Origin of the sequence: Pedobacter cryophilus, from assembly GCF_005116455.1 — a bacterium.
Lineage (GTDB): Bacteria > Bacteroidota > Bacteroidia > Sphingobacteriales > Sphingobacteriaceae > Pseudopedobacter > Pseudopedobacter cryophilum.
Genome location: NZ_SWBP01000002.1, coordinates 386558 through 410706, shown reverse-complemented (window position 1 = coordinate 410706; position 24149 = coordinate 386558). Strand labels below are relative to the sequence as shown.

General features: G+C 34.2%; 22 protein-coding genes and 1 pseudogene. 15 read left to right on the top strand and 8 right to left on the bottom strand.

All coding sequences use genetic code 11. From position 1 onward, the window contains the following. Positions 1-76: 76 nt before the first annotated feature. A complete protein-coding gene (locus tag FA046_RS07040; protein ID WP_136825679.1) occupies positions 77-2800 on the bottom strand; it encodes a TonB-dependent receptor in 2724 nt (907 codons plus the stop codon). Positions 2801-3089: 289 nt separating this feature from the next. On the opposite strand from FA046_RS07040, the gene FA046_RS07035 reads away from it, so the two are divergent. After that, positions 3090-4070 (top strand): type I phosphomannose isomerase catalytic subunit, encoded by a 981-nt coding sequence (locus FA046_RS07035; RefSeq protein ID WP_136825678.1) that lies wholly within the window; start codon positions 3090-3092, stop codon positions 4068-4070. 49 nt (positions 4071-4119) lie between these two features. Further along, complete coding sequence (locus FA046_RS07030; RefSeq protein WP_136825677.1) at positions 4120-5079, top strand: CvpA family protein; 960 nt, start codon at positions 4120-4122, stop codon at positions 5077-5079. A 354-nt stretch (positions 5080-5433) separates the two neighbouring features. Here FA046_RS07030 and FA046_RS07025 read toward each other — a convergent pair whose 3' ends face one another. Together FA046_RS07025 and panB are read right to left on the bottom strand one after the other, a co-directional pair. Further along, a complete protein-coding gene (locus tag FA046_RS07025; protein ID WP_136825676.1) occupies positions 5434-6144 on the bottom strand; it encodes an RluA family pseudouridine synthase in 711 nt (236 codons plus the stop codon). 141 nt (positions 6145-6285) lie between these two features. Then, positions 6286-7101, bottom strand: coding sequence for a 3-methyl-2-oxobutanoate hydroxymethyltransferase (panB, locus tag FA046_RS07020; protein ID WP_136825675.1), 816 nt, complete (start codon positions 7099-7101; stop codon positions 6286-6288). Between the two features lie 244 nt (positions 7102-7345). Between panB and carA the strand changes: the two genes are divergently transcribed. The 4 genes from carA to FA046_RS07000 all read left to right on the top strand — a co-directional run bounded on the left by carA (position 7346) and on the right by FA046_RS07000 (position 9754). After that, positions 7346-8443: a glutamine-hydrolyzing carbamoyl-phosphate synthase small subunit gene (gene carA, locus FA046_RS07015; protein ID WP_136825674.1), complete on the top strand. Its 1098-nt coding sequence runs from the start codon at positions 7346-7348 to the stop codon at positions 8441-8443. A gap of 61 nt (positions 8444-8504) precedes the next feature. Continuing rightward, complete coding sequence (locus FA046_RS07010; RefSeq protein ID WP_136825673.1) at positions 8505-8756, top strand: DUF6364 family protein; 252 nt, start codon at positions 8505-8507, stop codon at positions 8754-8756. Further along, the gene (locus FA046_RS07005; protein WP_136825672.1) at positions 8753-9166 is read left to right on the top strand and encodes a type II toxin-antitoxin system VapC family toxin; all 414 of its coding nucleotides are present in this window, start codon (positions 8753-8755) and stop codon (positions 9164-9166) included. Before FA046_RS07010 ends, FA046_RS07005 begins: the two co-directional genes overlap by 4 nt. 6 nt (positions 9167-9172) lie before the next feature. Continuing rightward, a complete protein-coding gene (locus FA046_RS07000) occupies positions 9173-9754 on the top strand; it encodes a pentapeptide repeat-containing protein (RefSeq protein WP_136825671.1) in 582 nt (193 codons plus the stop codon). Between the two features lie 39 nt (positions 9755-9793). Here FA046_RS07000 and FA046_RS06995 read toward each other — a convergent pair whose 3' ends face one another. From FA046_RS06995 to FA046_RS06985, 3 genes are all read right to left on the bottom strand, one after another. Beyond that, positions 9794-12247 (bottom strand): helix-turn-helix domain-containing protein, encoded by a 2454-nt coding sequence (locus FA046_RS06995; protein ID WP_136825670.1) that lies wholly within the window; start codon positions 12245-12247, stop codon positions 9794-9796. A gap of 710 nt (positions 12248-12957) precedes the next feature. Beyond that, entirely contained in the window at positions 12958-14412 is a 1455-nt protein-coding gene (gene gnd, locus FA046_RS06990; RefSeq protein ID WP_136825669.1) for a decarboxylating NADP(+)-dependent phosphogluconate dehydrogenase, read from the bottom strand. Positions 14413-14848: 436 nt separating this feature from the next. Then, positions 14849-16183 (bottom strand): Gfo/Idh/MocA family protein, encoded by a 1335-nt coding sequence (locus FA046_RS06985; RefSeq protein ID WP_136825668.1) that lies wholly within the window; start codon positions 16181-16183, stop codon positions 14849-14851. A gap of 21 nt (positions 16184-16204) precedes the next feature. Here FA046_RS06985 and FA046_RS06980 point away from each other — a divergent pair, with 21 nt between their 5' ends. Both FA046_RS06980 and FA046_RS06975 read left to right on the top strand, forming a co-directional pair. Continuing rightward, a complete protein-coding gene (locus FA046_RS06980; protein WP_136825667.1) occupies positions 16205-16399 on the top strand; it encodes a hypothetical protein in 195 nt (64 codons plus the stop codon). A 70-nt stretch (positions 16400-16469) separates the two neighbouring features. Then, positions 16470-16943 carry a hypothetical protein gene (locus FA046_RS06975; RefSeq protein WP_136825666.1) on the top strand — a complete coding sequence of 158 codons (474 nt, stop codon included), beginning with the start codon at positions 16470-16472 and terminating at the stop codon, positions 16941-16943. Between the two features lie 71 nt (positions 16944-17014). On the opposite strand, the pseudogene FA046_RS06970 reads toward FA046_RS06975, so the two are convergent. After that, positions 17015-17191 (bottom strand): annotated as a pseudogene (locus FA046_RS06970) (hypothetical protein); the annotation flags it as partial. Between the two features lie 157 nt (positions 17192-17348). On the opposite strand from FA046_RS06970, the gene FA046_RS06965 reads away from it, so the two are divergent. From FA046_RS06965 to FA046_RS06940, 7 genes are all read left to right on the top strand, one after another. After that, positions 17349-17594, top strand: a complete 246-nt coding sequence (locus tag FA046_RS06965) for a hypothetical protein (protein ID WP_136825664.1) — start codon at positions 17349-17351, stop codon at positions 17592-17594. Next, the gene (locus FA046_RS17475; protein WP_225870892.1) at positions 17588-17710 is read left to right on the top strand and encodes a type II toxin-antitoxin system RelE/ParE family toxin; all 123 of its coding nucleotides are present in this window, start codon (positions 17588-17590) and stop codon (positions 17708-17710) included. The genes FA046_RS06965 and FA046_RS17475 overlap by 7 nt, the downstream gene beginning before the upstream one ends. Positions 17711-17733: 23 nt before the next feature. Then, positions 17734-17904, top strand: coding sequence for a type II toxin-antitoxin system RelE/ParE family toxin (locus FA046_RS06960; RefSeq protein WP_136825663.1), 171 nt, complete (start codon positions 17734-17736; stop codon positions 17902-17904). Positions 17905-18228: 324 nt separating this feature from the next. Beyond that, positions 18229-19530 (top strand): phosphopyruvate hydratase, encoded by a 1302-nt coding sequence (gene eno, locus FA046_RS06955; RefSeq protein ID WP_136825662.1) that lies wholly within the window; start codon positions 18229-18231, stop codon positions 19528-19530. A 396-nt stretch (positions 19531-19926) separates the two neighbouring features. Further along, entirely contained in the window at positions 19927-20949 is a 1023-nt protein-coding gene (locus FA046_RS06950; protein ID WP_136825661.1) for an LLM class flavin-dependent oxidoreductase, read from the top strand. A gap of 57 nt (positions 20950-21006) precedes the next feature. Further along, positions 21007-21624, top strand: coding sequence for a hypothetical protein (locus FA046_RS06945; RefSeq protein ID WP_205943614.1), 618 nt, complete (start codon positions 21007-21009; stop codon positions 21622-21624). A 9-nt stretch (positions 21625-21633) separates the two neighbouring features. Next, positions 21634-23172 (top strand): SulP family inorganic anion transporter, encoded by a 1539-nt coding sequence (locus FA046_RS06940; RefSeq protein WP_136825660.1) that lies wholly within the window; start codon positions 21634-21636, stop codon positions 23170-23172. 79 nt (positions 23173-23251) lie between these two features. Here the strand turns inward: FA046_RS06940 and FA046_RS06935 are convergent, their stop codons facing one another. Then, positions 23252-24148 (bottom strand): flavin reductase family protein, encoded by an 897-nt coding sequence (locus tag FA046_RS06935; RefSeq protein WP_136825659.1) that lies wholly within the window; start codon positions 24146-24148, stop codon positions 23252-23254. Position 24149 lies beyond the last annotated feature (1 nt).

Genomic DNA, 24149 nt, shown 5'->3' with positions numbered 1-24149 from the left:
TAATTATCAGGAAAAAAGGAAACAAAAAAAATCCCGACTACCTAAATAGCCGGGATTCCTAAAATTAACATGAAAATTATTTTAACTCAACTAATATTCCTGCAAATATCATTCTACCCAAATTTGGTCCTCCCCAAATTTGTTTATTGTAAGAATCTGTTAAATTAGAACCTCCCAACTGAAGGGTTGATTTCATTTTATCTAATTTATAGCTTACAGTTGCGTCTAACGTTCCAATATTATCAATTGGGCCTACATCAAATGGGAATTCGTAAGTAAAACCTTCTTGCCATCTGTAGTTCACATTATAGCCTAATTTCTTTTTGATTTCTCCATCAACACCAATATTAAATTTGTTTTCTGGAGTATTGTAGAAAGCTAAAAATCCTGCTGGTAAATCACCAATCTTATTATAGCTATAATTCGCGTTAAAGTTTAATTCTTTCATATAATTATAACCTAAGCCAAAACTCACACCCTGTGTGGTTACTTTCTGAGTACTATTATACCAAACCTGAATAATACGTGTTGGGCTTGACGCACTGCTTAAACGATTTTTTGCTACAACTGTATTATTGTTATCAGGGTCTGGTGCAGGCACTGCTCCTACTGCTACTGCTAATTGGCCTGGGGTTGGGCGTGAACCGTCAGTATTACCAATAAATGGCTGTGCACCAATAAAGTTATCGTAATCACTTCTGTAATAAGTAACATCAAAAGTTAATTTCTCCTTTATGATGGTTTTATAACCCACTTCAAAAGTAGCTACTTGTTCTAAATCTAATCTTGGTGCAGAATAATTAAATGCTGTAGAACCACCTAGAGTAGCCGCTATATTAGTTGGAGCTAAAGCTGCAGGTGTGTATCCATTAAAACCATTTCTAACATTCCCTAATAATAGCGCACTACCAATATCTAAACGAATGTATTGATCAATTTGTGTTGGACTTCTAAATGCTACGCCGTAGCTAGAACGGAAATTATGTTGTCTTTTATCGCCAAAAGTATAAACAGCTGATGCTCTTGGAGAGAATTTAGCATCAAAGTTTTTGAAATCATCTAAACGTCCTGCAACTTGAATTTTAAGTGCATCATCTAAAAATGTTTTAGCCGCTTGACCATAAACACCATATTCATTGTTTCTAATTCTTTCTCCGCCAACTGCATCTTCAAAAACTGCACCTTGTGAAGCTAAACCAAAAGCTCTATAAGCACCACCCACAATAACATCGGCAAATTTAAAACCAAATTGATATTGTCCACTTACATCAGTCATGATAGAGTTAACTGGCAATCTTGATCCTTCTGGTTGATTTAACTCAGCATTATATTTACGTAAAGTATTAAAAGCTGGAGAACCTTCTTTTGGCCAAGTTGCATTTGCCGCTGCATATGCTTGAGCTGGAGTTGCTCCACCTTGTAACGCAGCACCGTAAGTTCCAAAAAATAAAGCAGTATAGCTAGATGCTCCACCTGGTAATGCGGGCATACCTGCCTTTGTAGGATCTAAAGTTGCCATTCTTGCGCCCAAGAAACTTAAATCATAAGTATCAGCACCATTATCTTCGGTTCTAAATGCTCTTAAAAACCATTTGTCAGATTTTAACTCAGCTCTAAACTGATCAACACTTAAATTTTTAAAACGGTAACGACTTGTTGATTGGTAAGTGGTAGTTCCACCTGCTCTTTTGTAATCTAAAGTGGCTTTTATTTTATCAGTAATTAAATAAGAAATACTTGGGTTAATACGATAAGCTTTTGTTTTATTATCATCGGCTATTAAGCCAGTTTCAGTCCATCCTGGAGTATAAATTACTTCATTTGGGATAATACTTACACCAGCTTGTGTAGTACTAATTTCTCCGTATTTGTTTAAAGCATCATAACCATAAGCAGAGCCAGGGGCATAGTTTTTGGCAGACGTAATTCTTTTTGATGAATAATCATCAGCTAACCAATCATTTGCAGTAAAGTAAGATCCGTTAATTTTAAAAGCCAGTTTATCGCTAATCTTTTTGGCATATCTAATTTGGCCATCAAATAAATCTCTGTTTCCACCTCTTAATTTCAAAGATAATCCTTCTGAATAAAATGGATCTTTAGAGTTGGTTAATAAAACGCCATTAAAAGCATTTGCACCGTATAATGCTGATGCAGGACCATGAATAATCTCTACCGAACGAACATCTAATTCTGCAATTCCAAGCATATTACCCGCATTTAAGTTTAAACTGGGTACTTGAGTATCTACATAATCAGCTAATTGTATCATACGTTCTGATTTTGGACTGTTAAATCCTCTGGTAGAAATAGTAGTTAACAACATAGAAGAACTATTTACGTCTATACCTTGATAGCGAGATAAATTACTAAACATTTCTGTGCCACCACCACTTAATAATTGCTTAGCGCTTATTTGGGTAACGGTAACCGGTGCTTCCAAAATTCGTTCCTCTACTCTTGATGCAGATACGATAACCTCATCAAAATTTAGGGTAGCTTCTTTAAGTTGAATTTTAAGATCAGAATTTGGACCACTTAACGTAATTTTTTGCGATTCAAACCCGATAGACGATATTTCTAATATGACAGGCGTTTTATCAAAATTTACATTCAATTGAAAATTTCCATCAATATTAGTGGAAGTTCCAATAAACGTACCTTGTACTTTAACACTAGCACCAATAACAGGTTCATTACCGTTTGAAGTGACCTTACCTTTAACATTTTGGGCAAAAACAGGAAAAGCCAATAGTGAAAAACAGAGCATTACTATGCCCGAGAGTAGTAGTTTTTTCATTTTAAAAATTTATCGTTTATAAGTGGTTAAATGCTATGCAAGCATAATATTTAAAATTAGAACAAATTTCCGATTATTCAAATTAAACAACTATTAAATTAAAAAAATTAAAATTGCTTTTGAAATAGCCAAGAATGATTATGATTGATGAACTTCACATCCTACATCAAAATATTTAGCGTTTGCGAATGATAAAATCATTGATGAATTAAGCAATATTAAGTAATTTTAAATTTTATTTAAATAACACAACCAGCGTTTATAATTGTGTTTTACCTCAAGAAATATTATGAGCAACCTATATCCACTAAAATTCAAAACCATTTTTAAAGATAAAATTTGGGGCGGTGAAAAAATTAAAACTTATTTAGGTAAAGATTTCTCTCCACTTCCTAATTGTGGCGAAACTTGGGAGATATCAGGTGTAAAATCTGACGTTTCGGTAATAGCCAATGGCCCATTAACTGGTACAAATTTAGCTGATTTGTTAACTACCGAAAAAGAACAGTTGGTAGGTAAAAAAGTATATCAACGTTTTGGAAATGAATTTCCTTTACTGGTGAAATTTATTGATGCCAATGATGATTTATCTATACAGGTTCACCCTGATGATGAGCTAGCGAAAAAACGTCATAATTCTTTTGGTAAAACCGAAATGTGGTATGTGATACAGGCTGATAAAGGTGCTTCTTTAATATCGGGTTTTAACCAAAAAGTTGACAAAGAACTTTATTTAAAGAAATTTAATGAGGGCAAATTAGATGATATTTTAAATAAGGAAGAAGTACAAGCTGATGACGTTTTCTTTTTACCTGCTGGCAGAGTGCACACCATTGGTAAAGGTTTATTGATTGCCGAAATTCAACAAACATCAGACATTACCTATAGAATTTATGATTTTGACCGTGTGGATGATAAAGGAAATAAAAGAGAATTGCATACCACTGAAGCTTTAGATGCTATTGATTATAATTTTTATAAAGACATAAAAACTAATTACGAGCCAAGTAAAAACAAAGTAGTTGAACTGGTAGAATGCCCTTATTTTACTACCAACGTTTTAGATTACACAAAAAATACGCATAGAGATTATACTTCCATAGATAGTTTTGTAATTCATGTATGCTTAGAAGGTTCTTATGTGCTAAACTACGGTGTAGAAGAATTACCAGTAAACATGGGCGATTGTATTTTAATTCCGGCTACAACAGATAAAGTAGAGATTTCTACTACCAAAGGCTTTAAAATTTTAGAGAGTTACATTGCTTAAATTTGTTTAAACATCATTTTTTGGATTGTTTTTTGCATGAGCCAAAATCATGTTAAACTATGTTGATTTTATTTTAGCTCTCGTTATAATTTTAGCCATTTATCATGGCTGGCGTAGGGGTTTCATCATTGGTTTATTAGAACTTGTTGAATTAGCTGTCAGTATTTGGGCAGCTTTTTCTTTTTACCTATATATTGCTACCTTTTTAGATGATCAATTTGGAATCATGGAAAGATGGTTATTTCCACTTTCTTTTTTTATTACGCTTTTACTTACCAGATTATTAATTGGCGCCGTAGCTTACAGATTAGTAAAAATATTCTCCAATAAAACGCATCAAAGTCCGTTAAACAAAAGTATGGGTATATTTCCTGGAAGTATCCGAGGTGTTTTTTACTCGGCTTTGTTAGCACTAATTTTTCTTTTTATCCCTTTTTGGCCAGGCTTATCTTCTAAAACCAGGGAAAGTTATTTAGCTTCTTATTTTACCCAACAAATAGAATCAGCAGATCAATTGATTGCGCCAGAAATTAGCGAAGAAATTAAACAATCTATTAGCAGATTAACTATTGAGCCCGAATCTGATGAAACGGTTTACCTGCATTACAAAGTGGCAAATCCTCTGGTAAATGAACAATTTGAGAATCAATTACTCAAACTTGTAAACAAAGAAAGAAGAAAAGCCGGATTGAGTTTATTAGAAAAAGATATTGAAATGGTAACTGTAGCCAGAGCGCATTCTAGCGATATGTTTAAAAAAGGTTATTTTTCTCATATTAACTTAGAAAATGAAACTCCTTTTGATAGGATAAAAAAATATAAGATTAGCTACAAAACTGCTGGCGAAAACCTGGCATTGGCACAAACGGTAGAAATTGCGCATATAGGTTTAATGAATTCGCCGGGGCATAGAAGAAATATTTTGAACCCCAAGTTTGGCAGGTTAGGTATTGGAATTATGGATGGCGGCATTTACGGAATTATGGTTACACAAAATTTCAGGAATTAATTCAAAATACGCAATAGATCTGATACCAAACATGGAGAGTAATTTATCATTTTACTCTGTGCCCTCTGTTTCTCTGTGGTTTAAATACTTTGTGTAGATTTTCTAACGCAAAGGGCTCAAAAATTATTTTTCTTTGCCACGAATACACGAATTTTCTCGAATATAAAGATTGACGTTAATTCATCTGAGGGCTTTGAATGGGCTGTGTATATGAAGTAAAACTAAATTTAAAGTTTAAAAAAAAATAAAGTAAGTCATTTTTTTTCTAGATATTAATTTAACCACAGAGCACACGGAGTTCACAGAGCTAAATGTTTAAAAAAAATCTGGATGTGCGTTAACGCATTACAAAATTTATTTAGAAAAACTCTCAAATTTATCCCAAAAGCCATCTTTTGGTAAAGGCGCAAAAATTTCTACTGGCTCTTTCTTAACAGGATGAATAAACTGTAATCTTCTGGCGTGTAAACAAATGCTTTTTTTACGACTTCCTCTTGGATAACCATATTTATTATCACCCACAATAGGACTTCCTAAAGTAGAAAGTTGTACCCTAATTTGATGTGGGCGACCGGTAATTGGATCTACTTCTATCAAATAATAGCCATCTAAAAAACCTAAAACTTTAAAATGAAGCTCGGCCCTTTGGCTTCCGGCAACTTGTTCATTATATGGCGTGGTGATATTTTTTTTTGGATTTTTAACCAACCAATGAACCAAAGTGCCTTCCATTTGAGATGGTTTTTGCCTTACCACAGCCCAGTAGGTTTTGTGCATTTCACGCTCTTTAAACATTTTATTAATGCGGTCTAAAGCCTTAGAAGTTTTAGCAAAAAGAATGACACCACTTACTGGTCGGTCTATACGATGAACAACTCCTAAAAATGCGCCATTTGCTTTATCATACTTTTGGGCAATGTAGGCTTTCACCATTTCATCTAATGATGGATCTCCGGTATCGTCACTTTGAACAATCCAGCCTGCTTTTTTGTAAACGGCAATTAAATGATTGTCTTCAAAAAGAATGTCTTTATCAGTTATTTTGTAGAAATCTGGTTCTAACATGTGTTTCATAGTAGTAATGCCTTGAGTTAATTAAACCCGATTGCAGCAGATACCGGCCTGTGGCTAATGCCTTTTTGTGCAGTATGAGCGGAAAGCGGGACTATCTTAACTTATTTGGATGGTTTTGCTTTTCTAATAAAACTAATATTGTTCTTTTTCATTTGGAAAATCGCCACTTTTCACATCTTTAATATAAGATTGAACGGCCCCATTAATTTGATCAAACATATTTAAATATTGACGTAAAAACCTTGGAGTAAAGCCTTTAGTTAAACCAATCATATCGTTCACTACCAAAACCTGTCCGTCGCAATTTGGACCAGCACCAATTCCGATGGTTGGAATATGAACGCTTGCAGTAACTTCTTTGGCTAATGAAGCTGGAATTTTCTCTAAAACCACGGAGAAACAACCTGCTTCTTGTAATCTTTGTATGTCGGATTTTAGCTTCTCCGCTTCAGCTTCTTCTTTGGCTCTTACGGTGTAGGTTCCAAATTTATAAATAGATTGAGGTGTTAACCCCAAATGGCCCATTACCGGAATACCTGCTGCTACAATACGTTCTATAGATTCGGCCACTTCTGCACCGCCTTCTAATTTTACAGCGTGAGCACCTGCTTCTTTCATAATTCTTATGGCCGAAATTAAAGCCTCTTTTGAGTTTCCTTGGTAAGAACCAAAAGGCAAATCTACCACCACTAACGCTCTTTTTGTGCCTCTAATTACAGATGCAGCATGGTAAATCATTTGATCTAAGGTGATGGGCAATGTGGTTTCATGTCCTGCCATTACCATAGAAGCCGAATCGCCGACTAAAATAATATCTATTCCGCCTTCATCAACAACACGAGCCATAGAAAAATCATAAGCAGTAAGCATGGCAATTTTCTCGCCTTTATTTTTCATTTCCTGCAATATGTGTGTGGTAATTCTTTTGACTTCTTTGTGAACAGACATAGTTTATATTTTGATTTATTTTATTTATGATGCCAAAGTTAGAAAAATGATTGCGCTTTAAAATTTAAAATGAAGCTTTATATGTCATAATTCATTTAAATAATCTAGATTTGCATCCCGAGATGAAACATAAGAACATTCTTATTTCCTCACATCACATCACGGAATTGAGTTTTTTAAAACTTACTATTCTAGCCTCCCCTATTTCTCAAATTTTTAATCATTTTAAAGCTATTCAAAAATAATGAACGCATACTACACCAAATTACCGGCAGTACTTCTTTTAGCAGATGGAACAGTTTTTTATGGCAAGGCAGCCGGAAAAATTGGAACTACAACCGGAGAAATTTGCTTTAATACCGGTATGACGGGTTATCAAGAGGTTTTTACTGATCCTTCTTATTTTGGACAAATTATGGTGACCACCAACACACATATTGGAAATTACGGTATCAATGAAAACGAATCTGAATCTGAAAGTATTAAAATTGCTGGCTTAGTTTGTAAAAATTTTAATATTCCATTTAGTAGAAAACAAGCTGATCAATCTATTCAGGATTATTTTCAGGATGAACATATTGTTGGTATTTCTGATGTAGATACGAGAGAAATTGTGCGTCATATTAGAGATAAAGGTGCTATGAATGCCATTATTTCTTCTGAGATTTTAGATATTGAGGAGTTAAAGCAAAAACTAAGCGAAGTGCCTTCTATGGATGGTTTAGAACTTTCATCTTTAGTAAGTACCACTGAGCCTTATTTTGTTGGTGATGAAAATGCGGCGGCTAAAGTTGCTGTTTTAGATTTAGGGGTAAAGAAAAATATTTTAAGAAATTTTGCCGAAAGAGGTGTTTATGCGAAGGTTTTCCCTGCAAAAACTTCTTTTAAAGAAATGGAAAAATGGCAACCCAATGGTTATTTTATTTCTAATGGCCCAGGCGACCCGGCTGCAATGCCTTATGCTATTGATACGGTAAAAGAAATTTTGGCAGCAGATAAACCCTTGTTTGGAATTTGTTTAGGTCACCAGTTATTGGCGCAGGCTAACGGAATTGGCACAATAAAAATGTTTAATGGACATAGAGGTTTAAACCACCCGGTTAAAAACATTATTAAAGACCATTGCGAGGTGACTTCTCAAAACCACGGTTTTGGTGTAATTGCTGATGAGGTGAAAAAATCTGATAAAGTAGAAATCACGCATATTAATTTAAATGATCAATCTATTGAAGGAATTAGAGTGAAAGGAAAAAAAGCATTTTCGGTTCAATATCACCCAGAATCTTCTCCTGGTCCGCATGATTCTAGATATTTATTTGACGATTTTGTGGCGATGCTTTAGGTAATATTTATTTTGCTTTTTTATTAATCATACGTATATTTATACTAAATATACGTATGATATGACAAATAAACTCACCCTTTCTGTTGATAAAGAAGTTATAGAACATGCTAAGAACTACGCAAAGGATACTGGACGTAGCTTATCTCAAATAGTTGAAACTTATTTAAAATCTTTAACTGAAAAAAGGCAAGAAAACAGCGCTATGGAATACTCTCCAAAATTAAAGCGATTAATTGGAGCCGTAAAACTACCTGAAAATTTTAATGAAGAGGCTGAAAGAAGAGCTTACTTAGAAAATAAAAACAGATGATTAAACTGTTTTTAGATACCAACATACTAATTGATTTATTAGCCGATAGACAGCCATTTAGTAAATATGCTGCAGAAATATTAAGAGCTGCAGATAATAAAAAAGCTGAATTATATACTTCTTCTCATTCTATTGCCACTACTTATTATATCCTGAATAAACAAATTGATGATAAAAGTTTGAGAGTTATTTTAGATGATTTAATGGATTTCATATATCCTATAGCTATTGATAATCAGATTTTAAAAAAGGCTTTAAAATCAAATATAAAAGATTTTGAAGATGCTATTCAGATTTTAGCCGCTAAATCGATCCCTAATTTAGATGCAATAGTGACCAGAAATATAAAAGATTTTAAAGATGCTGACATTCTAGTTTTATCACCAGATAATGCAGTTGAATTAATTTAATTGATTATGAGCAGCTCAAAAACCTTTTTTGAAGATCAAACTTTTAAAGATTTAGATTTTAGCAAACAAGCTTTCTCAAAAGGCGAATATGAGCATTGCAAATTTGTGAATTGTAATTTTGCTAAAGCAGATTTACATCAAATTTCTTTTACAGATTGCGATTTCGATAATTGTGATTTAAGTTTGGCTAATCTTAGTAAAACTGCTTTTAAAACGGTTAAATTTAAAGATTGCAAACTTTTAGGCTTACATTTTAACCATTGTAATACCTTCTTATTAGCTTTAGATTTTGAAAATTGTAAGCTCAATTTATCTTCCTTTTATCAATTGAAATTGAAAAATACTTGGTTTAAAAACTGTACGCTTCACGAAGTAGATTTTACCGAAGCTGATTTAAAAGAAGTCAATTTTAATAATTGTGATTTATTGGATGCTAAATTTGAAAACACCAATTTAGAAAAAGCCGATTTAAGGACTGCTTTTAATTATTCATTTAACCCTGATTTAAATCAAATTAAAAAAGCAAAATTTGCAGTGCAAGGTTTGGCTGGTTTATTACAGCATCATCAGATTATCATTGAAAACTGAAAATTTATTACTGTTAAGATATTTAACGCTAACAAAGGATTATCCCTGCAAAGCCAAAAACTTCATTACCGCTTTAATTTCGTCATAAGAAACATCGTTTCCTAAAGCGGCTTTGGTATCATTCATAGAAGCCGGTTTGTTTTCTAAGATGTATTCCTGAATTCTTTCTACTTTGCTTTTATCTACAAAATCATAAATATTTACTTCGGCAGTTTCTATGTAATGCGTAAGATGAGTTTCTATGGTAGAAGCAGTAAAACCTCTAATTTCGGCTATTTCTGTTACAGTTTTGCCTTCTTTAAATAAATCTAAACTCAACTTCTTGGTATCTACTTTTTCGCTTTTTGTTTTAATGAGGACTTGAAAAGGAGTTTGAGAAATATCTTTTCTTTCGCAAAAATCAGCAATCATGGTGAGCAACTCATTACCATATTGCTTCACTTTTACTTTACCAATTCCTTTAATACTTTCCAACTCTTCAAAATTTGAAGGCAGTTTATTCACTAAATCTGTCAGCACTTTTTGAGGTAAAACCTGATAAACGGGAACATTATTTTCTGCAGCTAAATCATCACGCCATTTTTTAAACATTTGATATAAATCTTGATGATTTACACCAGAAACAGCTTTTGCTGGTTTTTCTATTGCCGAGGCTTTTAGTTTCTGATTGTTAAAATCAATTTCGGCATTGGCTTTGGTTTTTAAATAACTTAATGTTTGAAAACCATCTGAACACAGTTTAAGTGCGCTTTGCTTCATAAAAATCTCTTTTTGCAATTGCTCCAAAACATCATTCATACTTTTCTTCACCGCTTTATTATCTGCATCAAAATCTACTTTACTTAAATCGGTTTCTAAATTTTGTAGTTGATCTATAAAATAAACACAGCCTTTTTTAATACGATCTTGAAGTACCAAATTTTCTTCGGGCAAACTGTTTTCTTGTAACTGAGCACCCATTTGCCTTTTAAACTTATCGGCAACAGCATAAATACTTTCTTCTGTTTTTTCTCTCAGTTGATTAATCAAATCCAAAAAGCCTAAGCTTATCACTTGATGACTTTCTTCGGCAAGTTTTTTACATTGAAACAAAACAGACTTCATTTGGCGGAAATCAAATAAGTCATTTAATAAATTTTGCTGAAAAGATATTTTAGAATCGGTTAAATGCTTTTCATTAGGTTCGTTTTGCTCCGCATTTTTAGTGTAAGTAGAAACCGTTCCATCTGTTTTAACGCTGTTAAAACTAATTGGAGTGCGTAAAACCATTCCCTCAAAGCTTTTGCATCGGCTTAAAGCCACATAAACTTGGCCATGTGCAAAAGCTGCGTTAGCATCTATAATTGCTCTTTCAAAAGTTAAACCCTGACTTTTATGAATGGTAATTGCCCAAGCCAGTTTTAAGGGATATTGAGAAAAAGTGCCCACTACCTGTTCTTCAATCTCCTTAGTTTCGGGATTTAATTCGAACTTGTAGTTTCCCCACTCTGCCTTGCCTACTACAATTTCTTGTGCATCGCCCGGGCATTTTACTCTGATAAATTCTTCTCGTATTTCTAATATCTTCCCTATTTTTCCATTGTAATAGAGCTTGTCTCTAGAAATATCATTCTTCACAAACATGACTTGAGCGCCTACTTTAAAAACCAATTCAAAAGCATTAGGATAGGAAAATTCAGGAAAATCACCTGAAACATCGGCCTTAAATTTATACTCTTTTAATTTAATGGACAGGAGTTTTTCTTCGTTGATTTGATTGGCCGATTGATTGTGAGAAGTTAAGGTAATATAGCCCTCTTCTTCATCAGGATTGAAGTTGGGGATGTAACGCTTATTTAGTTTTTCTAAAGTTTCAACATCAATTTTATTCTCTCTTACGGCATTTAGAATATCAATAAAATAAGTGTCGGATTGCCTGTAAATATGTTTTAGCTCTATGCTGATGGGTTGCGTTTGTAATAAGGCTTTGCTGTTAAAAAAATAGAGGTTATCATAATAATTTTTTAGGATATGCCAATCCTCATCCTTTACCACAGGCGAAAGCTGATGTAAATCTCCAATCATTAATAATTGAACACCACCAAAAGGCTTAGAACGGTCTCGGTAGCGACGTAAAACCTCATCGATTCCGTCTAAAGTATCGGCCCGCACCATACTAATTTCATCAATCACCAATAAATCTAAACTCTTAATTAGGTTGATTTTCTCCCGCCCCATCTTTCGGTTATAACTACTTTTTGTAGCATCATCTTTTACCTGACTTGCTACGTAAGGACCAAAAGGTAGTTGAAAAAAAGAATGAATGGTACTGCCTTTTGCATTAATTGCCGCTACCCCAGTTGGTGCAACCACAATCATTCTTTTAGGGCAATGTGTTCTTAAATTATGTAGAAAAGTGGTTTTTCCTGTCCCGGCTTTGCCTGTTAAAAAGATATTTCTATCTGTAAACTGAACAAAATCTGAGGCCAATTGCAATTGGGTATTGGTTTCCATAAATAAAATTTAGCTTTAAGCTTAAAGCAGTTTAGAGGATAGATTTTACAATTTAAATCTACAAAAAAAATTGAAGTGACAAAATTTTTCACCATTTAACGCTGTGACCTTTGGGTTCTCTGTGATTAATTATTTATTTCACGCAAAGTGCGCAAAGGTTAATCGTAAAGAGTATAAGATTAAATTATATGTTCCAGTTCTCTGAGAACTCTGCGTCTCTGTGGTTAATTATTTCACGCAAAGTGCGCAAAGTTTAACGCAAAGATCGCTAAGAGTAAAACAGATTAAATTATATGCTTCCAGTTCTCTGAGAACTCCGCGTCTCTGTGGTTAATTATTTCACGCAAAGTGCGCAAAGATTAACGCAAAGATCGCAAAGAGTATAAGATTAAATTATATGCTTCCAGTTCTCTGAGAACTCTGCGTCTCTGTGGTTAATTATTTCACCCAAAGTGCGCAAAGATCGCAAAGAGTAAAACAGATTAAATTCTATACTTCCAGTTCTCTGAGAACTCCGCGTCTCTGTGGTTAATTATTTATTTCACGCAAAGTGCGCAAAGATTAACGCAAAGACCGCAAAGTATATATGCATGTATTAGCGATCCTTAGTGGTTAAAATTTCATCATGTTAAACAGCAGTAATCAATGAAAACGATACAAAAAAGCCTTTTGAATAAAATCCAAAAGGCTTTTTCATAACACTAAAAATTTTAAACTTCGTATGTCGTAGAAGATGTGTTTCCACCTCTACCCGTCCAGTTGGTATGAAAAAATTCGCCTCTTGGCTTGTCTATTCTTTCGTAAGTATGGGCTCCAAAATAATCACGTTGAGCTTGCAATAAATTTGCTGGTAAACGCTCGCATCTGTAACCATCATAATAATTTAAACCTGCACTTAGACAAGGAACAGGAATGCCGTTGATTACCGCAGATGCAATTACTCTTCTAAATCCTGCTTGGTGAGCCTGAATTTTTTCTGCAAAATAAGAGTCTAGTAATAAATTAGCTAAATCTGGATTTTTATCAAAAGCTTCTTTAATATTACTTAAAAATCTAGACCGGATAATGCATCCACCTCTCCACATTAAAGCAATACTTCCGTAATTTAAGTTCCATCCGTATTCTGCTCCCGCAGCTTTCATCATTTGGTAACCTTGTGCATAAGAAATTACTTTAGCAGCATATAAGGCATCTCCCAAATCTTTAATAAAAGCTTTTTTATCTCCACTAAAAGAAGGAGTTGGACCAGATAATATTTTAGAAGCAGCAACTCTTTGATCTTTTATAGCTGATAAACATCTAGAAAAAACCGATTCGGTAATTAAAGTTAAAGGAATACCTAACTCTAGAGCTACTGTACCTGTCCATTTTCCAGTTCCTTTTTGCCCAGCAGTATCTAAAATTTTATCAACCATTGGCACCCCGTCAGTATCTTTAAAAGCTAAAATATCTCTGGTAATTTCTACTAAATAACTATCTAATTCGCCTTCATTCCATTCTTTAAAAACTTCATGCATTTCATCAGCAGACATTCCTAAAACGTCTTTCATAATGTGGTAAACTTCGTTAATCAACTGCATATCGCCGTATTCTATACCGTTATGCACCATTTTCACAAAATGACCTGCGCCACCTTCACCAACCCAATCACAGCAAGGTACATCGCCATCTACCTTGGCAGCTATCCCTTGAAAAATTGGTTTTACCGCTGCCCATGCTGCTGGAGAACCTCCAGGCATAATTGATGGCCCTAATAAAGCACCTTCTTCCCCACCAGACACGCCGGTTCCTATAAAAAGTAAACCTTTGCTTTCTACATATTTAGTTCTTCTGTCTGTATCTGGAAAATGAGAATTTCCACCATCAATTATAATATCACCAGGCGCTAAATGCGGAATCAATAATTCTATAAAATCATCTACAGGCTTGCCGGCTTTCACCATCAGCATGATTTTTCGAGGGCTTTTTAAAGAAGATACTAAATCTTCGATAGATTTAGCACCATAAATATTTTTACCTTTTGCTCTACCATTCACAAAGTTTTCTACTTTATCAACCGTACGATTAAAAGCAGATACGTGAAATCCTTTGCTTTCCATGTTCAGGATCAAGTTTTCGCCCATTACAGCGATACCAATTACCCCGATATCGGATACTTCTTTCATAATAAGGAATTGAGATATAAATTAATTAAAATAATATACTATTTATTTGCCTCGGTGACCAAAGTTATTGATACTTATTTTAAAACCAAAAGTAGCGGCATATATCTTGATTTTATTTCGGTTTTATAACCTGAATTCGATTAGTAATAATGGAAATAATAATTGTTTGGGCGTTTTAACACGCTGTACGTTATATCTTTTTGGGAAAAGCCAAAAAGGATGCCACTCCCATCGTTAACGCTCATAAAAAAAATTGAAACTCAATCAAATCGAATTCAGATTTATATTAAATCAGATGGTGTTCCTCAGCATTTAAACACAAAAAAATCATCAAACAGCAAAAAAATTCACTATTTGATGATTTCTATTTTGAAACTCAATATTAAAATAAGAAAGACTAATTCTGCTTATCTTTACTTTATAAAAACACTAAATATTAAACGTTACCTCTTTTTGGATGAGGGATGATGGTGGTTAAATCTTTAATTTTAATTGGATTACCAGAATCAATACTTTTTCGGGCCGCTATTCCTATCAAACAAGACATTGCGCCATCTCTACTGCCTGCACCTTGTTTGTATGGATCAGCACCGGGGTTAAATAGCTGTTTTCTTAGTCTGAAATCCCCACCACCATGCCCTGGTTCTGTATTATCAATTCTAAAATATGCTGTTTTTCCGAAGTTTTTAGTCAATTGAACTTCATCAAATTTCTCTTTCTCCCAAGGTTGCTTCTCATGAATCCAAGCATCAATTTTACCTTTGGTGCCATTAAATGAAATTCGGTAGCCTTCATAAGGAGAGTAAGCCGTTAAAGAATAGCTCACCTGCACTTTATTTGCGTATTTAATTTGAACGGCCATTTTATCAAAAATATCAATGTCTTCTCTAAACACACAGCCATCTCTGTGGTAGCCATCATACTGCTCATTATCAGCATACAGCTTCATTAACCTAGCGTCTTTAGTCATATCGAAATAAAATTTACATTCGCCTTTATGCGGACAGGGTCTGCAATTTGTGGAGCGAAAAGCGCCATTTTTACCATAAAAATCTAAAGAGCCATAGGCAAAAACTTCTTCGGGATCAGAATCTAACCACCAGTTTAATAAATCAAAATGATGTGTTGATTTATGAACCAAAAGTGAGCCTCCAAACTCTCTTTTTCTATGCCAACGTCTAAAATAATCGGCACCATGAGAGGTATCTAAATACCAATGAAAATCTACCGAAGTGATTTTCCCTATTTCATCGCTATGAATTAATTCGTAAATTTTTTGTCGGTGTGGCGAGTATCTGTAATTAAAAGTCACATACACTTTTTTTCCAGTTCGTTTTTCTGCATCTATAATCAACTGGCATTTCTCTTCATCAGTTGTCATTGGTTTTTCTGTAATGATATCTGCTCCAGCCTCTAAACCTTTCACAATTTGCTCATGATGGGTGCTGTCCATGGTGGTCACAATCAAAACTTCTGGCTTAGTTTCCTTTAGCATTTGATCTAAATTGGTATAGGTTGCACAACTCAAATTCATCATTTTTTGAGCCGTTTTTACCCTACCCGGGTTTTTATCGCATAAACCTACAAACTCAATTTCGTCTCCATAATCTTTGATCACATCAATTCCCCACATACTGGTTCCCCTATGCCCAGTACCTACCATGGCTATTTTCTTTTTGGGAAGTGCTAATGTATTTGCTAATAAGCTGTCTGATAACAAAGTGGCGGCCACAGCTGCGCCCGTATGATGGATAAACTTTCTGCGATGCATATTTAATTCGGTTTTGGTTGATTGAAATTAAACATTTTAAATGGAGCTCCTGCTTTTAATCCACAAAAAAAACTATGCAATCGTTGCCGTGAAGGTAATTTTAGAATTCCCTTTTTTTATGCGTTAACCATTATCGTTAAATTAGATTTACTTAAGAATAAAAAAGCAGTTGAATCAACCTCATCAAACAACATGATGAGAACAGGAAAAAAATAATTTTTATATGATTAAATTAGGGAACGTTTATTTTAAAAAAATAACCTAAAAACAATTAAATGAACTCGTTATGAAGAAAATTCGATTATTAATATTGCCAATTGCAATTATTATGATTTCAAGTTGTAACAGAAATCTAAAATCAGCAGATCAAAAAAATCAAGATAGCATTGCTATGGCTGATAGTTTAAAAACTAAAATACTGAGCTGTTATGAAGCAGTGAGTAATGCCGACTCTGCTTTGTTGAAATTAGAAGAAATTAATGGGGAAATACAAGGTGAACTTTCTTTTAATTTTGCAGAAAAGGAAGACACTTTTGGGACCGTTAGAGGCGCATTTAAAGGCGATACTTTATTTGTTGACTATAACTACACTTTAAATGGAACGACTTATAAAAATCCGCAAGCATTTTTAAGAAAAGGAGATCAGTTGATACAGGGTAGAGGTGAAATATCAACTTATTTAGGTAGAACTACATTTAGTAAAGATACTCCCATAGATTTTAAACAAGGCTTTGTTTTTAATCTGGCAGAATGTAAATGATTTTAGAAAGAAAATTCCTGTTTAATTGAGTTTCAGATTAAATAACTTGATTAAATTTTGATTGATGTTATTTAATTCGCCTTTAAATCTTTAGTGCTATATAATTCCTCTTCTTCTGCTAAAAAAGAAAATGTTTCATCATCAGTATTTAGTTTTTGAATACCCTCGGTTAGCATTTGGTTTTCTATTTTGTGCATTAAAAACTCTGCAAAATCAGAAACCTCTTTTACTTTTTGTTCAGGCAATTGAGCTAAGCTTTCTAGGGTTTTTTATTAAAGTTTCTTTAAGACATTTTGGAGATTTTAAAATTTAATTTAGTGAAAAATTATAAATATAAAAGGAAGTATTGTTCATATTAAAACGCTCAAAAGAATTTGGTACATTTGATTAACAAAATTTATTATTATGGATATTCAAGCAGAAAAATTATTCTTAATTGAAGAATTGGTTAGAACTGATGATATTAAATTGATTGAAAAAATAAAAGCATTGCTTACAAATAAGAGCAATCCAATTTTGGGTTATAATGTTAAAGGTGAATTAATTACCCGTTCACAGTTGGTGAAACAAATTGAAGAAGCAGAGGCAAGAATGGATGGTGGTGAATTTACAAGTCAAGAAGATTTAGAGAAACAATCAGAAAATTGGTAGCGAGAATCTACACCGTAATTTGGGATAAAGATGCCAAAGAATCTTTAAAGGATATTTATTTATACATTAAAGAAGAATCTCCAAATGCAGCCAAAAAAGTGAGACTTGAGATTTAAACCTTACTGCCAGCCTAAGTAAAATGCCTGAAAGATTTTCTACCGAAAAATATCTTAGCAAAAAAGGAAAAGAATACCACTCCGTAACCAAATGGAGCTACAAAATCATCTATAGAATTATGGATAAAGAAGTTAGGATTTTAGCCATTATTCATACAAAAAGAAATAGTAGTGTAATTGAAAATATTTCTTGATTCTAAAAAATAGTTGTAATCACTTCACTTCAACAGCACAACCCCAAGTAAACTAAACGGGATTGGCGCAAATACCGGCCAATGTGGCTAATGCCTTCCCAATGGCCATGCGAGACAGGTTGTGCAGTATGAGCAAAAAGCCCGGCTGCATTAAATTAAATACTACAACAGCACCTTTTCTAATAAAAATTTAAAGTCGAGTTTTTTTACTTTCAACTTTTCGGGCTTAACAATTTATTATCTTTGGCATTCAAATTAAAATTTATAATTTAGTGTAATTATAACACTAAGTGTAAATCAGCATAAATATTAAACAAAAATAACATGAGCTTAATTCTTGATGTACATGCAAGACAAATCCTTGATTCTAGAGGAAACCCTACTATTGAAGTAGATGTAATTACTGAAAACGGAATAATTGGAAGAGCAGCGGTTCCATCTGGAGCTTCAACTGGTCAATATGAAGCAGTTGAGCTTCGTGATAAAGACAAGGCTGTATATATGGGTAAAGGTGTTTTAAAGGCCGTTGCCAATGTAAATGAAAAAATTGCACCTGAATTAAAAGGTGTAGATGTTTTTGAACAAAATGCCATTGATAAATTAATGATTGCCATTGATGGTACAGAAAATAAAGGAAACTTAGGCGCTAATGCAATTTTAGGAGTTTCTTTAGCGGTTGCTAAAGCTGCTGCTCAAGAAAGTCGTCAGCCTTTGTACCGTTATATTGGTGGTGTAAATGCAAATACGCTTCCTATCCCGATGATGAATATTGTAAACGGTGGTTCTCACTCTGATGCGCCTATCGCTTTCCAAGAATTTATGATTATGCCAGTTGGCGCTTCATCTTTTTCTGAGGCTTTACGTTGGGGAACCGAAGTTTTCCATAACCTAAAAGCAATTTTACACGACAGAGGTTTATCTACCGCTGTTGGTGATGAAGGTGGTTTTGCACCAACTTTTGAAGGTACTGAAGATGGTGTTGAAACCATTTTAAAAGCCATTGAAAAAGCGGGTTACAAGCCAGGAGTTGACATTTGTTTAGCTTTTGATTGTGCAGCATCTGAGTTTTACAAAGATGGAATTTATGATTATTCTAAATTTGAAGGTGCAAACGGTGCAAAACGTACTAGTGCAGAGCAAGTCGAGTATTTAGCTTCTTTATCTGAAAAATACCCTATTATTTCTATTGAAGATGGGATGGATGAAAACGATTGGGATGGCTGGAAATTATTAACCGAAAGAATTGGTGATAAAGTGCAATTAGTTGGTGATGATTTATTTGTAACTAACGTAACGCGTTTAAAACAAGGTATTGATAACCAAACTGCAAACTCAATTTTAGTAAAAGTAAACCAAATTGGTTCGCTTACTGAAACCATTAACGCAGTTTCTATGGCTCAACATGCTAGTTATACATCAGTAATGTCTCACCGTAGTGGCGAAACTGAAGATGTTACGATTGCAGATTTAGCGGTAGCGTTAAATTGTGGTCAAATTAAAACTGGTTCGGCTTCACGTTCTGATAGGATTGCCAAATACAATCAGTTATTACGTATTGAAGAAGAATTAGGAAGTCAGGCTAAGTTTATTGGCAAAGACTTTAAATATTATAAGAATAGATTCTAGTATCAAGATAAAAGTATCAAGTAACAAGATTAGAGCCGTTTCCATTAATTTGGGAGCGGTTTTCTTTTACACGAATTTGCCGAATTGGGCGAATTTCACGAATGCTGGGGTGGTGAGGATTTTGGAACACGGATCATAAGGATTACACAGATTCTATCTTCAGGATTTCTTAGTGATCATTAACACGAATTTTTCGAATTAAGCGAATTTCACAAATGCTGGGTGGTAAATAATTATTACACAGATTATAAGGATTTCACGGATTCTATATTTGGGATTTATTAGTCTGCGAATTTCTCATTTTACTCTGTGGTATTCTTTTTTCCCCAGTCACTACTTCGTCAGAAAGAAGATGGAACGCAAACATTCGTTGTTGTAACAGCTATCTTTACGGCAATGAAAAATATCAAATTAAGTGTATTAGATCAAACTCCAATTCGTAAAGGAAGTAACGCCAACCAATCTTTACAAGAAACCATAGAACTTGCAAAATTAGCTGATGAATTGGGTTATACCCGATATTGGCTAAGCGAACACCATAACTCTCAAACTTTAGCAACCGGTTCTCCTGAGGTGATGATTGCCCGCTTAGGTGCCGAAACTAAAAACATTCGTTTAGGATCTGGCGGGATGATGATGCCTAACCATAGCACCCTAAGAGTTGCAGAAAATTTTAGGGTTTTAGAAGCTTTATACCCAAACAGAATAGATTTAGGAATGGGCAGAGCACCTGGTGGAGACAGATTAACCGCTCATTTGCTTAATCCTTCCAATACTTTTGATCCTCAACATTATATCCAACAATTAAGAGATCTGCAACATCTTTTAAATGATGAACCTTTAGAAGGCATTAGCGAAGCAAAGGTAAAAGCCATTCCCATTATTAATACTTCGCCTGATTTATGGATTTTAACATCAAGTGGAGAAAGTGCCATTATTGCGGCTCATTTTGGAATGGCGGTTTCATTTGCTCAATTTATTAATCCTATGGGTGGCCCCGAAGCTATAAAATTGTATAAAGAGAAATTTCAGGCTTCCGCCGAGTTATCTGAACCGCAAACAAGTGTAGGTATTTTTGGATTTTGCTCTGAAGATGAAGAAAAAGTTTTACAAGTTCAGGCTTTAATGGATTACCGTTTATTGAGTTTTGAAAGAGGACAGTTTAATCAGCAGTTTTCATACGATGATATTAAAGATGAGGATTATGATAATCAAGAATGGCAAAGAGTGCTGCATAACAGGAAACGAATGGCTATTGGAACACCAGAAGTGATGAAAGAAAAAATAGAGAAAATTTGTAGAGATTTTGATACCGATGAAGTACTAATTTCAACCTTTACAGATTTTAAAGAAGATAGATTTAACTCTTACCGCCTACTCGCCAAATATTTCGACCTAAAAAATGATTCGGTAGCATAAGATGAAAAAGTTATCCACTTATTTACCTATACTTGAAATAATAAAAACACAGCGCAGATGAAAAATTTTACCTTTTTAATGTTAGGTTTTGGTTTATTGATGTACTCATTTACCATTCATCAACCTGAAAATTTCTTAAAACAAACTGAGCTCACATCCACAAAAGACTCTAATCAAACTATTTTTTGGAACGAACTGCAAAAATTAAAAGGAAAAGCATTTGAAGGAACCATTATAGCCGGACCAAAAAATGATACAGCTTTCACCGGAAAAAAATTGGTGATGCATGTAAGAAAATCCACCCCAAACAAAATTTACATTCCGTTTTTTGTAGGTAATGATAGCTCTAGAACTTGGGTTTTAACCAAAGACGCCGCTGGTGTTTTACTAAAACATGATCATCGCCACAAAGATGGTTCTCCTGATAAGGTAACCATGTATGGTGGAAAAACCTCTAACACAGGTTCAAAAAACAGACAATTATTCCCTGCCGATCAAGAAACTACAAACTTACTTCCTACCGCAATTGGAAACATTTGGTGGATTGATTTAGTCCCTGGAGAATACTTTACCTATAACTTACGCAGAGTAAATTCTGATTTATTATTCTCCATTAAATTTGACTTAAAGAAAGAAATTCCAACACCGGGTAAACCTTGGGGATTTAAAGATTAGTGATTTAGGATGAAACCTTATTTACGTTTATTTGATTTTTCGCAAAAAGTAGACTATAAAGTAGAAATACTTGCCGGGCTTACCGTTGCTATGACAATGATTCCAGAATCACTGTCTTTTGCAATTTTAGCAGGCTTCCCTCCTTTAGTGGGTTTATATGCCGCATTTATAATGGGCTTAGTTACGGCTATTTTTGGTGGTCGACCTGGCTTAGTTTCTGGTGGCGCTGGCGCTACAGTTGTAGTACTAATTGCTTTAATGCAATCTAACGGCTTAGAATATGTTTTTGCCGCGGTTGCCTTAGCAGGAATTATTCAAATTATTGTAGGTCTGTTAAAATTAGGAAAGTTTATTCGTTTAGTACCACAACCCGTCATGTATGGCTTTGTTAATGGTTTAGCAGTGATCATATTTATGGCACAGTTTGAACAGTTTAAAACGGTAATTAATGGCGAAGTAAGCTGGTTAACAGGTTCTCCTTTAATTATTATGGCCGGCTTAGTGGCTTTAACCATTGCTATTGTAGTGTTTTTCCCTAAAATCACAAAAGCTGTTCCTCCGTCTTTAGTCGCTATCATTGTAGTTTTTCTTATTGTATTAGGCTTTGGTATTGATACAAAGACCGTAAGCGATATTGCATCTGTTAGTGGTGGCTTTCCTCCTTTTCATATTCCTGAAATCCCTTTAAACCTTAATACTTTAGAAATTATATTGCCTTATGCTGTGGTGATGGCCGGAGTGGGATTAACAGAAGGGTTATTGACATTAAATTTAGTGGATGAAATTACAGGAACAAGAGGAAATGGGAACAGAGAATGTATTGCTCAAGGCAGTGCGAATATCTTAAATGGTTTTTTCTTTGGGATGGGTGGTTGCCCAATGATTGCTCAAACATTGGTTAATCTTTCGGCAGGAGCCAGAGCCAGACTTTCTGGTATTGTAGCTGCCCTAACCATATTATTAATTATCTTATTTGGAGCGCCAATTATTGGCTTGGTTCCTATGGCCGCACTAACTGGCGTAATGATTATGGTAGCTATTGGAACCTTTGAATGGGCGAGTTTTAAGGTGATTAATAAAATGCCCAAACAGGATATATTTGTTGGGATATTGGTAGCAGTAATTACGGTATGGCTACATAACTTGGCATTGGCTGTATTGATTGGTGTAATTATATCTGCACTGGTATTTGCTTGGGAAAGTGCTAAACGTATTAGGGCAAAGAAGTATATTGATGATAAAGGAATTAAACATTATGAAATTTATGGCCCATTGTTTTTTGCTTCGGTAAGTGCTTTTAATGATAAGTTTGATGTTTTAAACGACCCAATTGAAGTGATTATAGATTTTAGCGAGAGCAAAGTGGTGGATATGTCTGGTATTGATGCTTTAAACAAGTTAACAGAGCGTTATAAAAATGTCGGGAAAAAATTACATCTCCGTCATTTAAGTTCAGATTGTCTTAAGCTGTTAAACAACGCATCAGAAATTATTGAAGTCAATATTTTAGAAGATCCAACGTATAAAGTAGCGGTAGATCATTTATAAAATTGAAATGATATTAGACATAAAAAAGCTGAATTTAAAAATTCAGCTTTTTTAGTTTCTTCCAGTCTCTTTTTCTTGATTAGTACTGGTTAATTAATAAAACTTTCCAGGCCTCTTCTACCATTCCATCATCTAAAAATTCTTTGGCTTTTAAATGCAATTGAACCGTACGGGTTTGTTGATCGCCAATAGTAAAATCTAAAATATCTTTAACCTCGGGTTCTAATTCAAATAATTTCACCTCATCTTCATTGGGTAATTCCATCACGTTTCCTAATTGCCCCAAGTGGTTTCCGGTTAATATTTTAGAGTTTTTAATATCATCAGGTAAAGCATCAATCCCAATACCTAAAGTGGTTAATGGTTTAGCCACTTGAAACAAACTTTCGGGAGTCACTCGGCTATACCAATTCCCTCCTAAACGGGCAACTAAATCTAATTTATGTTGATCTATCATCCCATCTACACCTAAAATTTCTTTTCTAATGTGGATGATTTTCACTTCTGCCAACACCAAATTCCCAGCCCCATGTCCGGTTCCTAGTGGAATCACATCGGTAACTATACACTCTAATTGTACCGGCGATTCTTTTACTCGAGGTGGTTTTACCAAATCAGATTTTACGGCTGTAAAGCCTGCTTTTTCAAACTCGTTGATGCCTTTAGCATATTCTGTACTGGCTAAAGAAGTTTGTTGCACCATGGCATAATCAACAATATTGATGACTACTTCTGGCACTTCTAGTACGTTTTCTAAAGTATGTTTGGTGGTATTATCTCTCACCCTTCTTGATGGGGAAAACACACATACTGGTGGATTAGAACTAAAAATATTAAAAAAACTAAAAGGAGATAAGTTTACATTACCCGCTTTATCAATGGTAGATGCAAAACAAATTGGCCTAGGCGCAACAGCATAACCCAACCATTGCTGCACTTCCATAATACTTAGATCTTCAATATTTAAGCTCAGCATA